The organism is Bermanella marisrubri (genome assembly GCF_012295615.1).
Taxonomy (GTDB): Bacteria; Pseudomonadota; Gammaproteobacteria; order Pseudomonadales; family Oceanobacteraceae; genus Bermanella; species Bermanella marisrubri.
Map to the genome: position 1 here is coordinate 2548470 of NZ_CP051183.1, position 13440 is coordinate 2561909.

At 45.3% G+C, this 13440-nt stretch carries 12 protein-coding genes; 1 reads left to right on the forward strand and 11 read right to left on the reverse strand.

All coding sequences use genetic code 11. The features are described 5' to 3' along the window. Positions 1-2 precede the first annotated feature (2 nt). The 9 genes from HF888_RS11825 to flhA all read right to left on the reverse strand — a co-directional run bounded on the left by HF888_RS11825 (position 3) and on the right by flhA (position 10841). Positions 3-746, reverse strand: a complete 744-nt coding sequence (locus tag HF888_RS11825) for a flagellar motor protein (protein WP_007016180.1) — start codon at positions 744-746, stop codon at positions 3-5. Continuing rightward, positions 746-1894 carry a protein-glutamate methylesterase/protein-glutamine glutaminase gene (locus HF888_RS11830; RefSeq protein ID WP_007016179.1) on the reverse strand — a complete coding sequence of 383 codons (1149 nt, stop codon included), beginning with the start codon at positions 1892-1894 and terminating at the stop codon, positions 746-748. Before HF888_RS11830 ends, HF888_RS11825 begins: the two co-directional genes overlap by 1 nt. A 43-nt stretch (positions 1895-1937) precedes the next feature. Beyond that, entirely contained in the window at positions 1938-4124 is a 2187-nt protein-coding gene (locus HF888_RS11835) for a chemotaxis protein CheA (protein WP_007016178.1), read from the reverse strand. Positions 4125-4136: 12 nt separating this feature from the next. Beyond that, the gene (locus HF888_RS11840) at positions 4137-4913 is read right to left on the reverse strand and encodes a protein phosphatase CheZ (protein ID WP_007016177.1); all 777 of its coding nucleotides are present in this window, start codon (positions 4911-4913) and stop codon (positions 4137-4139) included. Between the two features lie 21 nt (positions 4914-4934). Next, entirely contained in the window at positions 4935-5303 is a 369-nt protein-coding gene (cheY, locus tag HF888_RS11845) for a chemotaxis response regulator CheY (RefSeq protein ID WP_007016176.1), read from the reverse strand. Positions 5304-5525: 222 nt separating this feature from the next. Then, on the reverse strand, positions 5526-6263 hold the full coding sequence (locus HF888_RS11850) for an RNA polymerase sigma factor FliA (protein ID WP_007016175.1): 738 nt from the start codon (positions 6261-6263) through the stop codon (positions 5526-5528). 11 nt (positions 6264-6274) lie between these two features. Beyond that, a complete protein-coding gene (locus HF888_RS11855; RefSeq protein WP_007016174.1) occupies positions 6275-7147 on the reverse strand; it encodes a MinD/ParA family protein in 873 nt (290 codons plus the stop codon). Further along, positions 7144-8589 carry a flagellar biosynthesis GTPase FlhF gene (flhF, locus tag HF888_RS11860; RefSeq protein ID WP_007016173.1) on the reverse strand — a complete coding sequence of 482 codons (1446 nt, stop codon included), beginning with the start codon at positions 8587-8589 and terminating at the stop codon, positions 7144-7146. Before flhF ends, HF888_RS11855 begins: the two co-directional genes overlap by 4 nt. Positions 8590-8618: 29 nt before the next feature. After that, on the reverse strand, positions 8619-10841 hold the full coding sequence (flhA, locus tag HF888_RS11865) for a flagellar biosynthesis protein FlhA (protein ID WP_007016172.1): 2223 nt from the start codon (positions 10839-10841) through the stop codon (positions 8619-8621). A 116-nt stretch (positions 10842-10957) separates the two neighbouring features. Between flhA and HF888_RS11870 the strand changes: the two genes are divergently transcribed. Next, entirely contained in the window at positions 10958-11503 is a 546-nt protein-coding gene (locus HF888_RS11870) for a DUF924 family protein (RefSeq protein WP_040297324.1), read from the forward strand. Positions 11504-11508: 5 nt separating this feature from the next. On the opposite strand, the gene flhB is transcribed toward HF888_RS11870, so the two are convergent. Then, positions 11509-12636, reverse strand: coding sequence for a flagellar biosynthesis protein FlhB (gene flhB, locus HF888_RS11875; protein WP_007016170.1), 1128 nt, complete (start codon positions 12634-12636; stop codon positions 11509-11511). 12 nt (positions 12637-12648) lie between these two features. Further along, positions 12649-13437 (reverse strand): flagellar biosynthetic protein FliR, encoded by a 789-nt coding sequence (fliR, locus tag HF888_RS11880; protein WP_007016169.1) that lies wholly within the window; start codon positions 13435-13437, stop codon positions 12649-12651. Positions 13438-13440 lie beyond the last annotated feature (3 nt).

Sequence of the window (13440 nt, forward strand, 5' to 3'; positions counted from 1 at the left end):
ACCTACCGTGAATTAACTATTTCGTATCGATGGCGAATGGAATTTGGATGCTCTCCTTCTGAGATAGCCACTAAGCCTTCTACGATTAATTCGTTGTACTGATATTCTTTTTTGACTATGTGTTTGATTCGCGAAGCGATGGGCAAAAAAATCAGGTTCGCACTGCCCACTCCATATATCGTAGCGACGAAGGCCGTGGCAATACCTGGTCCGATGGCAGCAGGGTCTTGCAGGTTGCCCATAACCTGAATAAGCCCAAGTACGGCCCCAAGAATACCAATGGTCGGAGCATAGCCACCTAAACTTTCATAAACATGCGCGGCTTCCAACCCTGCATCTTCCTGTTTGTACATGTCCAATTCTAAACTATTTCGGATAGCCTCTGAGCTTTGTCCATCAGCCAATAAATGCAGTCCTTTTTTAGCCAACGGCATGGGTTCGACTTTGGCGATGTTTTCTAAGCCTAAAAAACCTTCTCTGCGCGCAGCCGCACCCCACTGACAGAGCGTGTCGATTAAATCATGTAGATCATAGCGCGGTGGAAAAATTAACCACCACCCCCGCATAGAGGCCGTAAGTAACGTATTAAAAGGCGTTTGTACAAGTACGGCAGCCAACGTACCACCGAAGACAATAATGGCAGCAGGAAGATTTAATAGGCTAGCAAGATGACCACCCTCGACCATGTTGCCAATGACAACAGCAGCTATCCCTAATACTAGGCCACCCAGGCCAAGCCAATCCATTAGCGCACCTCTTTAACCAACGTCGGTCCAATATCCTGTAACGGCAAAATAGCACTTGTAATGTGTGCTTTAGCAACCGCCATAGGCATTCCATAAATGACACTGGTTTCTTCATCTTGCGCCCAAATAGGAGAACCCGTTTGCTGCATAAGCTTGGCACCTTCGCACCCGTCACTGCCCATACCAGTAAGAACAATGCCCAAGCTCTTTCCGGGATAATGCTTAGCGGCAGAAGCCATGGTTAAGTCCGCACAGGGTCGGTAATTGACTCTGTCGTCACCGTCAATCACTCTGACTTTGCTTTTTTCAATGAGCAATTGTTTACCGCCAGGTGCTAAAAGTGCACGACCGGGTTTTAATATGTCGCCATCCTCTGCCAGCTTGATCTCTAGTGCACAGGTTTTGTTGAGGCGTTCGGCAAATGCTTGAGTAAAGGTTGCCGGCATATGCTGTATGAGTACGATGGGTTTTGAAAAACTTGCTGGTATTTGACTGAGTACTTTCTGCAATGCAACTGGACCGCCTGTGCTGGTTGCGATCACAATAAGATCCAATGTTGGCAGACGGGTATCTTGTTTTGTATTCTTCTCAAATCGCGAAGTAGCACTCGCCTTTGGCTGCGACGCGAGAGGTTTATCCAATTTACTTTCTAATTGTCTTGCAGGCCGCGCTGGTTGTGATTCACCTTTACGTTTATCAGAATCCAATTCTGTCTGAATGGGCGTAAAGCGTGCTTTAGGGCTGCGGTTAAATTGCTTTGCAACCGATTGAATTTTATCACTCAGTGTTTCGCGAATTTTGGGACCACCTTTTTGCAGGTCCTCAAAATTTTTCGGAAGGAAATCCACCGCACCCGCATCAAGTGCGTCCAAGGTGACTCGAGCACCATCATAGGTAAGTGAGGAAAACATTAATACCGGTGTGGGCGCCACTTCCATGATTTTACGTAATGCCGTCAATCCATCCATCACTGGCATTTCATAATCCATGGTAATAACGTCGGGTTTCAATGATTGAGCTTTCTCTATGGCTTCTTTGCCGTTATTCGCAAAACCAATTATTTCTACGCTTGCTACTGGTTTTAGAATTTCTGAAATCCGTTTCTGGAAAAACATCGAATCATCAACAACTAGAACTTTGATACCCATTGATGCTCCGTTATCCTTTCATTCCAGCGATTTTTAGTCGATGTTATGCAGCCACTACACCGCTACGTTTTGCGTAATGTTGCAGCATACTAGGTACATCCAGTATCAAGGCAATACGACCATCACCTGTAATTGTCGCACCCGCCATACCTGGCGTTCCTTGCAGCATCTTACCTAAAGGTTTTATTACCACTTCTTCTTGACCGACCAATTGATCAACAACGAAACCAACTCGCTGACTGCCCACATTTATAACTACAACATGGCCTTCAGTTACTTCCACATTATGGCTGTTGGGAATTACCCAGCGTTTCAAATAAAAGAGAGGAATCGCTTTTTCACGGACAACAACGACTTCCTGTCCATCTACCACATTCGTTTTAGTGAGATCTAAGTGGAAGATTTCGCTCACACTCACTAGTGGGAATGAAAACGCTTGATCTTCCAGCATCACCATTAGCGTTGGCATAATGGCTAAAGTTAACGGCACTTTAATAACGATCTTTGATCCTTTACCAAGCTGGGAATCGATATTGATTGTGCCGTTCAGTTGTGTGATTTTCGTTTTCACAACATCCATGCCCACACCGCGGCCAGAGATGTCACTGATTTCGGTTTTGGTTGAAAAGCCAGGCGCAAAAATCAAATTATACGATTCAGAGTCGCTTAGACGATCAGCTGCATCTTGATCCATCACACCTTTTTCGACGGCTATTGACTGCAATTTTTTAGGATCCATGCCTTTACCATCATCTTGAATAGACAATAGTATGTGATCACCCTCTTGTTCAGCACTTAATATGACTGTGCCATTGCGTGACTTGCCCGAGGCCTCGCGTTCATCAGGCATTTCTACACCGTGATCCACCGCATTACGTACTAAATGCACTAATGGGTCAGCCAAGGCTTCAACCAAGTTTTTATCTAAATCTGTTTCTTCACCACGTAATTCTAATGTAACTTCTTTTTTCAAGTTACGCGCCAAATCACGAACCACTCGAGGGAAACGCCCAAATACTTTCTTGATGGGTTGCATCCGTGTTTTCATCACAGATGTTTGCAAGTCACCTGTCACCACGTCTAAATTTGACACCGCTTTTGACATGGCTTCATCGTTACTATTTAGACCTAAACGCACAAGACGATTACGAACTAAAACAAGTTCACCAACCATGTTCATGATTTCATCGAGTCGTTTCGTATCAACCCGTACAGTTGCCTCGGCCGACGGCGACTCTTGTTTCTTCTCTGGTTTTTTCGCTGCTGGACGCTCAGCTTTTGCAACAGGAGCCGGCGCTTCCTGTTTTGGAGCTTCAGCTTTAGCGGGCTCTGCATCTGGCTTCTGAGCTTGCGGCTCTGGCTCAGATGTTACTTGAGACTCAGCACCCGTTTCGCTTGGGCCTTTGCCTTTTCCGTGTAATTTATCCAGCAGTTCTTCAAATTCTGATTCTGTAATTTCTTCATTGCCATCTGCAGCAGGAGCTGCAGGTGCCGCAGTTTCTGCTTGTTCACTGCTACTGCCAACGTCATCCGTTTTGCTAGGCCCATTACCTGAACCATGCAGTTGATCAAGCAATGCTTCAAATTCGTCTTCGGTTATTTCGTCTTCATCTGAGGCGGCCGGAGTGCTGCCAACATCGAACAAGTCATCATCGCTACTGGTCGTTTTGTCATCTTTGGCAGGAGCGGCATCATTGCCATCTAAGGCATCCAATAAACCTTCGAATTCATCATCAGTAATATCACCAGAATCACCACTCGAAGTTGCTTCATTTGACGTATCTGGAGCACTGGTAGGAGGTGTAGGGGCTGCTTCTGCTTTAGGCGCCGGAGCTGCTCCCGCAGGTTGCGAAAAGATTTTCAGATCATCAATTAAGCTTTGGTCTGCTGGCTCAGGCATTTCTCCGCCACGAACCGTCTCGAACATATCATTGACACTATCAAGCGCACTTAAAACCACGTCCATCAAGTCTGCATCAACTTGACGTTGGCCATTTCGGAGTATGTCAAACACGTTCTCTGCAACGTGACATAAATCCACCAGCGGGTTAATTTGTAAGAAACCCGCGCCACCTTTTACCGTATGAAAACCACGAAAAATAGAGTTCAATAAGTCTTGGTCATCTGGTCGATTTTCTAAGTCTACCAATTGCTCGGAAAGCAGCTCTAGAATTTCCCCTGCTTCTACAAGGAAGTCCTGGAGGATTTCTTCATCAGCGTCCAAACTCATCCCTTTGCTCCTTTAGAAACCTAGACTCGACAGTAAATCGTCAACATCGTCTTGGCTGGCTGCTACATCTTCTTTCTCATCCGCATTAATTTGAGGACCCACACCTTTATCTGGATTTTGTTCCTCTTCTTCCTGCGCTTCTAGTTCACCATGCTCAATACCTGTCATGCGATCAACATGTCCGGCCATGGCAACCAAATTCACTAAACGGGCTTCTACATCCGTGACCATCGTCGTAATACGTTGGATCACTTGCCCTGTTAAATCTTGAAAATCTTGTGCCAGCAAAATCTCATTCAGATTTGTGTTCAGTTTTTGAGTATTTTTACTGGTGCCTTGCAGAAAAGCATCAAGGCGCTTTGCTAATTCTCTAAACTCCGCGGGTGACATTTCTTTCTTTAAAAATCGTTGCCATTCCTGGTGAAGCTCATTAGATTCCTGTGCAATACCGTCAGATATAGGGAGGCTTTCCTCTACCTTATCCATAGTTTTATTGGCCGCCTTGTCCGTCATTTCTACAACGTATGCTAAACCTTCATTTGCTTCATCAATATCGCTAGCTGCGCCCTGATGCGCATCAAGTTTGAAATTTTTGATGGACTCGTGAAGAGCCCGAGTCAATCGGCCTATTTCTTGGTACAGACTTTCATCTCGTACCTTTTGTAAATCCTGAATCACCGAAACCGCACCGCCTAAATCATTTTTCTCTAGACGTTCAAATAATTCCTGTGCTTTTTCAGAAAAACGCTGTTCGAACTCGCTGCCTGATTCTAAATCCAAAGCCGCCATCTACTTGCCCTATGTAACCGCTTACAAGCGCTCAAAGATTTTTTCAATCTTTTCTTTTAGTACCGCTGCCGTAAATGGTTTTACTACATATCCATTCACACCGGCTTGCGCTGCTGCCACTATCTGGTCTCGCTTGGCTTCTGCCGTTACCATCAGAACGGGAAGGTCCTTCAGGCGCTCGTCTTCACGAACATGCTTTAGCAGTTCAATTCCTGTCATACCCGGCATATTCCAATCCGTGACCAAGAAATCGAAGTCACCGCTTTTCAGCATGGGCAACGCAGTGTTGCCATCATCTGCTTCTTGGGTATTTGTGAAACCCAAATCCCTTAACAGGTTTTTAATGATTCGTCTCATTGTCGAAAAATCGTCCACAACAAGAATTTTCATATTTTTATCCAAAGCTACCTCCCAGCGCCCTGGCCAATGACTTTATTGCCTATTTTTAGTCTAGACACACTTACCAAGTTATCCAGCAAGCATGTCAGCAAAATAAAGTTGTCGGCAGGTTCGGTCCTGTGAATGACTAATAATTAATCCTAATAAAACCTAAATTAAGCATAGCTATTAATTTATAGGTTGCAGAAATATTTACTGAGCTTTTAGGGCAAACTATTGCCCTTCGGCCCATTCCTGTAGACGTGCGCGCAAACGATGAGCCGCCTGCGAGTGTATTTGACTGACGCGAGACTCACTCACTTCTAATACCGCACCGATTTCTTTTAAGTTGAGTTCTTCGTCGTAATAGAGAGCGAGGACGAGTTGCTCTCGTTCAGGTAGTTGACTGATTGCCTTGGCAAGCTGCTGTTGGAAATGTTCGCTTTGTAGGTCCTGGAGCGGGCTCTCGTCATCATGACCCATGAAGTCGGACTCCTGCTCACCTCGCTGCTCTAACAAATCCTCAAAACTGAACAAACGCGATCCGGCCCCATCTTGTAAATGTTGATGGTATTCTTCCAATTCCATACCTAGGGCTTTTGCTACCTCTTGATCTTGAGCATCGCGACCAGTTTGAGATTCTACGTAGCGGATAGCTTCGCTGATGCGACGGCTATTGCGATGCACACTGCGTGGTGCCCAGTCGCCTTTACGAATCTCGTCGAGCATGGAACCGCGTATTCGGATACCCGCATAGGTTTCGAAGCTAGCACCTTTACTAGGTTCGTACTTCTGTGCTGCCTCGATTAATCCAATCATGCCTGACTGAATAAGGTCGTCTACCTGCACTGAGTCAGGCAATCGGCCTTTCAAATGGTGAGCAATACGTTTTACCAAGGATGCGTATTCTTCGACCAGCGTATTGAAATTTTGTTTTTCATCACCGAGATACATGGCTGCACCACTGTTCATGGTTATACGTCCTACCCACGTACTGTCGACAATACCAAGTTTTCAACAAAAAACTCCAAGTTACCTCTGGGGGTTGTTGGCAAGGGCCAGCTATCTACTTTTTTTGCTAATGCTTTGAAGGCCAAGGCTGCTTTAGCACGAGGATAGGCCTCAATCACTGGTCGCTGGCGCTGTACCGCGCGCTTAACAGCATCGTCTTGCGGCACACACCCCACATACTGTAATGCCACATCCAAAAAGCGATCTGTTACTTTAGTAAGCTTAGCAAATAAGTTATGACCGTCTTGGCTAGTTTTGACCATATTGGCTAGAATACGAAAACGAAAAACACCGTGATCGCGATTAAGAAGCTTTATCAGTGCGTAGGCGTCCGTAATACTGGTGGGTTCATCGGTTACGACCACCAAGACTTCTTGGCTGGCTTTCACAAATGACACCACACTGTCACCAATACCGGCTGCAGTATCCACAATCAGTACATCCAGTTGATCACTAATCGAATCAAATGCACGAATCAATCCAGCATGTTCCCTTGGTTCTAGTGTTGTCATAGCCTGTGTGCCTGAAGCAGCGGGAATAATACGTATACCACCTGGGCCATTGACCATGACATCACGGAGACTGGCTTCCCCAGAAATAACGTTGCTGATATTTTCTTTAGTGGTCAGCCCCAATAACACGTCAATATTAGCGAGTCCCAAATCCGCATCCAAAACCACAACTCTTCGCCCCATCTCTGCAAGAGCGATTGCCAAGTTGACTGACACGTTACTTTTACCAACGCCTCCCTTACCGCCGGTCACCGCGATTACTTGAACTGGATGCATGGATTGGTTATCTCCTTTGTTCTGTCGGTAAGCATCTAGGCTATACAACTCGCTCATGACCACACTCCCTGAGCTTCTGCCTCATCCTGCGACGCTTGTTCTTGCTTCGCCATTACAACGGCGCGCTTAACTAATGCCTTGGCACTGGCCACATGAAAATCGTCTGGTATGCGCTGGCCGTCGGTCGCATAAGACAAATCTAAACCACTCTCTAATAATGCACTTAGCGCATCACCTAAACTGCTGGCCTCATCTAGCTTGGTCAGAACACAGCCGCCTATTCCGGCTGCTTTATAATTATGATAGACCTTACGTAAGACTCTGCTGGTACTAGTGGCGGGTAATGTTAATAAGGTATGAACACGGCCTCGCAAAGAAGCCAGCTGTTCTAATTGATAGTTCAGCATTGGGTGCTGTGGCGTCAAACCAGCGGTATCAATGAGCACAAGATCACAGTCACTCAGCTCATCAAGGCACTTGCTCAAGGTATGCTCCTGATCTGCCACCTGCACTGGAACACCTAATATTTGTCCCAACGTTTTAAGCTGATCATGGGCCGCTAAACGATAATTATCCATGGTCACGAGGCCAATGCTGGCGTTTTCGTGTTCCAATGTAAAACGCACCGCCATTTTCGCGATGGTCGTGGTTTTACCGGCACCGGTTGGCCCAACCATGGCATAAACACCGCCGCGTTTCAGTCGATCACTGGGGCTAATATTCATATGCTGAACTAAGTCTTGCAGGATTAATTGCCAAGCGCCTTTTTCATCTGCGTGACTGACAACGTCATGCACCAATTGGTAAATCACCCAATCATCAAACCCCATGTTTTCCAATCGTTGCCAGAACTTTGCTTGCAGTGCATTGGCTGGTGCGTATTTTTTCCAAACAAAATTGGCTGGTTGCTGTAGTGCTTTTTGTCCATCTCCGCACAACATTTCTTTCAAGTCATGTAGCTCATTGCGCATATCATCAAGCATGGCGAGGCGTTCTTGCTTTTGCTGTGCCTTAGGCTCACGTTGCAGAGGCTGCACAGGATCTAATTGGCTATCTCGACGCGTTTTCATTTCGTCCAGTGCCATACGCAATGCTTCTTTATCTTGGCTGGCACTAATAGTTTTTGCACTTCCGCCATCACGCTGGCGCTTCATGGTTTCCAACTGTTCTTGAAGTTGCAGCTGTTCATTAACCTGTTTTCGTTCATCATCCGATAGGAACGGCCATGGTTCTTTTTCTTTACGACGCTCTTGCGTATTTTTATCGCGAGAAAAAGTAGGTGAAGGTAAATGGCTGTCATCCACTTCGCCGTCTTCAGTAAATGCCATTGGCGGAGCAGAGGTTTTCGCACTAGAAGGTTCGTAGTTCTGCGCCACGATAATCTCGACACCGCCTTTCACTCTATGATTAGACAGAATGACGGCATCCGGGCCCATTTCATCGCGCACGGTTTTCAGCGCTTTTTGCATACTGCTGGCGGTAAAACGACGAACTCTCATACTCGGTATCTCACATCGTTCGGTTCACACTATGCCCCGATGGTGGCGGCAATGGTTATTTGTTTGTTATCAGGTATTTCCTGATACGAAATGACATGTAGGCTATCGGTAACATTACGAGCAAAATTCGATAGCACAGGACGCAAGGTAGCGTTTACTAGCAACACAGCAGGATTACCTGCCATTTCTTGATTGCGAGCAGCTTCCACCATAGATTGCTGTAACTTTTCGGCCATTGATGGTTCAAGAATCATCTGATCGCTCTGCCCTGTTTGTTGTCGGTTCTGCTGATAGGTTTTGAGCAATAACTGTTCCAATGATGGATCTAGGGTAATAACGGAGAGATCTTGCGCGTTACCATAGATACTATGCACGATGAGACGCTTTAAGACTCTTCGAACCTCGACTGTTAATGCGGCAGTATCTTGACTATCGACCTGAGTGTTCGCCAAAGCTTCGGCAATACTGCGCATGTCGCGCACTGGCACGCCTTCCTGTAACAAGTTTTGCAAGATCGTTAATAGCTGACTCAAATTAAGCGTGTTGGGCACTAATTCTTCGGCGAGTTTCGGTGACACACTAGCAAGTCGATCCAGCATTTTTTGTACTTCTTCGTGACCGATTAGCTCTGCACTATGGCTTTGTAGTATTTGATTTAAATGAGTGGCCACCACTGTACTGGCGTCCACTACGGTATAGCCAAGCGTTTGCGCTTGATCTTTTTTACCGCTTTCAATCCACACAGCTTCTAGGCCAAAGGCTGGATCAATGGTTTCAATACCTTCTACGTTACCAAACACCTGACCCGGATTAATGGCCATATCGCGATCGGGTTCAATCTCGGCCTCGGCAACGGCCACGCCCATTAATAAAACTCGATAGGCATTAGGAGCGAGGTCTAAATTATCTCGAATGTGAACACTAGGAATAAGAAAACCAAGATCTTGTGAAAGTTTTCGGCGAATGCCTTTAATGCGTCCCAACAATTGGCCGCCCTGACTTTTATCCACTAATGGAATTAAACGATAGCCTACTTCCAAGCCAATGATGTCCACCTCTTCGACGTCATCCCAGTCCACATCCTTGGTATCGTCGGGCAATGCAGGTTGCGCCGATCCACCAGACAAGGCTTGATTAGAGGAACCACTTTGTGGTGCTGCGCCTCCACCGCCAGCTGCTCTCTGTGCAGCCTGACGAGCACTGCCGGAAATACCTTCGTCGACAATTTCTGGCTCATTGTTGCGTTTATGAATCCAGTAAGCCCAAACAGCAGCCAATACACCCAGCCCTAAGAAAGCCAAATGCGGCATGCTAGGAATAAGACCCATTAAAATAAGAATACCCGATGCGATAGCCAAAGCTCGACTGGAGGAAAACATCTGACTAATGACCTGACCGCCTACGTCTTCCTCACTATTATTTCGGGTGACAATAATGGCGGTGGCAGTAGAAAGTAGTAAGCTTGGAATCTGTGCTACCAAGCCGTCACCGATAGTCAGCAAGGCATAAACTTCGGTAGCACGCGAAAAATCCAAATCGTGCTGCGCCATACCGATTGCCAGACCACCAATAATGTTGATTAACAAAATCAACATGCCCGCAATAGCATCCCCTTTCACAAATTTACTGGCACCGTCCATGGAGCCATAAAAATCCGCTTCATTGGCCACTTCGGAGCGTCGAGCTTTAGCTTGCTCTGCATCGATCAAACCACCATTTAAATCAGCATCGATGGCCATTTGCTTACCCGGCATAGCATCAAGAGTAAAGCGAGCGCTCACTTCTGAAACTCGACCTGCACCTTTTGTCACTACGACAAAGTTAATAATCATGAGAATCAAGAAGACCACCAAACCCACAGCATAGTTGCCGCCGACGAGCACTTCGCCGAATGCTTCGATCACCTTACCCGCGGCGGCACCGCCTTCATGCCCCTCAAGCAAGACAACTCGGGTAGAGGCAACATTTAAAGCAAGACGCAATAGGGTTGCTACTAACAAAACGCTGGGAAAAATTGCAAAGTCCAGAGGCTTTCCAGCATAGATTGAAACCATTAATACAACGATGGCTAATGCAATATTAAAGGTGAAAAAGATATCCAATAAAAACGGAGGTACGGGCAGTGTCATCATGCCCAGTAAAACCATCAGCATGATAGGAATACCAATATTGCCTTTCGCTAATGAGCGTACATTGCCCAAAGCGCCTTTTAGATCCCCTTGCGATGGAAGTGATAACTTTCCGACAGCCATAAACTACAACTACTCTAAAATTTTGACGTTGTATCGCCTGTTGCAAAAATATGGCCAGCATGTGATCTTGATCAAATATTTGCAGGTATACTTGTATATAGACAGCAGAATAAGGGATGAATGGGATGTTACAGAAAGTCTGGGACTTTTGGTTTCATGAATTAACAGAAGAACAGTGGTTCAAAAAAGACAGTCATATTGACCAAATCATGACGCAAAGGTTTAAGGCGATTCACCAGCAAGCGGCCAACTCCGAATTATGGGAATGGCGGAATACGCCAAAAGGACGCTTGGCAGAAGTACTGCTGTTAGATCAATTCTCGCGTAACATTTATCGAGATACACCCAATGCCTTTGCTAGCGATACTTTAGCGCTTGCGCTAGCACAAGAGGCTATTCGCAACGAATATCACCTTACTCTCACACCACAAGAGCGTGCTTTTCTTTATATGCCTTTTATGCACAGCGAATCACTCGCGATACACGAAGAGGCCATTAAACAGTTTAGTGAACCAGGGCTGGAAAATAATCTTAAGTTTGAAAAAATGCATAAGGACATCATTGAGCGCTTTGGACGCTATCCTCATCGCAATATGATTCTTGGTCGCAAAAGCACACCAGAAGAAATTGAATTCCTAAAACAACCAGGCTCAAGCTTCTAGTCTATTTACGCTTTTAAATCAGGAGGTACAGGGAACGGAGGTTGTTTTGGCCTAGGTCCCTGACCAGCAAAGAACTGGTTTAATTGGTACACATAAGCCAGCACCTGGGCAACAGCAACATACAAGCCTTCTGGAATTTCTTTTCCTATTTTTGTAAATGCATAAATCGAACGAGCCAGAGGTGGAGCTTCAACGACGGCAATTTTATTTTGCTTCGCGATTTCTCTAATTTTTAACGCCACCTCGTCGGTACCTTTGGCTACCATTAACGGTGCTCCCATCTGATCACTATCATATTTTAATGCAACAGCGTAATGAGTGGGGTTAGTGATGACTACATCCGCATCTTTTACATCATCCATCATTCGACGCTGACTCATTTCATACTGCAAGCGCCGAATTCGCTGCTTAACCTCTGGTTTACCCTCTGTTTCTTTGTGTTCGTCTTTTACCTCCTGCAGACTCATACGCATTTTTTGCATGTACTCATAAATCTGATAAGGCACATCAATAACGCTCACTAATAGAGTGCTGCATGCCAATATAAAAGCGCAAAGCATTACTAAGTCAGCACTATCTGCAATCGCTCGTGTACCCGGTTCACGATGCAAAAATAAAACTTTATCATTGAAGATAAAGAACAAGAGGAATGTACAACCGATAACAACAAGTACTTTGGCCCAACTTTTTATCAGTTCTACTAAGCTTTTTACTCCGAACATTCTTTTCAGTCCGGATAAAGGACTAATACGATTTGCCTTTGGTAATAAGGCTTTACCTGAAAACATCCAGCCACCCAAGGCTAAAGGCGCCAAAGCAGCTGCAAGTAAAATAAGCATCATAGTAGGTGTCATCGTAAGAATCGCTTCATATGCGGAAGCACCTAAATGTTTGAGCATTTGCTTCTCGTCAAAAATCTGTTCACGCTCGATGACAAAGTTATATTGGAAAATATTCTTCGCGCCAGAAAACAACAGATCAGCCAACAACCAAATGCTTAACACACCAACGATCAAAACCAAACTCGTACTGAGCTCTTTGGATCTCGGAATCTGACCATCATCTTTGGCTTTTTGGAGCCTTCGGGGCGTCGGTTCTTCTGTTTTTTCCTGACTATTTTCGTTTTCAGCCATAAATAAATATCTCTAAAAACTACGCATGAAATAAAATAATTCAGTCAAAAGACGACCAAATTCAGCGCCAAATCCGGAGAAAGCGATCCAAAGTACAATTAAACCCAATAACATGGTTACAGGAAAACCGACAGCAAATATATTGAGCTGAGGTGCTAATCTGGCCATTACCCCAAAGGCAATGTTGACCACTAGCATGGATGTGATAGCCGGTAGCGCTAATACAATTGCTGCACTGAACATCCAATGAGCTAATTCCACAATGGACCACATAACATTGGTACTAATGGTTCCCTCACCGACAGGAATGGTAAAGAAGCTATCAGCTAATATCTCTATCGCAACTAAATGACCATTGAGTGTAATAAACAGTAAGTTTGCAAAAATTAAAAACCATTGAGCAACAACGGCCACATTCACACCATTGGTTGGGTCAACCATCATCGCCATACCCAAACCAGTTTGCATTGCGATTAATTGACCACACAAAATAAAAATCTGCATCAGAATTTCTACGACAAAACCGAGTGCAATACCAATCAGTATTTGCTGCGCTATTATCACCATGGTTTGAACACTAACCGCATCAATGACTGGCATAGGCGGTAACAATGGCGTAACAAGAATTGAAGTAAAAAAGGCAAGAAATAATCTTACTCTAGCCGTTACCAATCGGGTTCCAAAAAGCGGCAACACCATAAAAAACCCTGCAAATCGGAAGAAAGGCCAAAGATATCGACTAACCCAGCTAGATACTTCTGCGCTGTTTATATCGAGTAGAAAACCAACCGCAGGATCCATAGG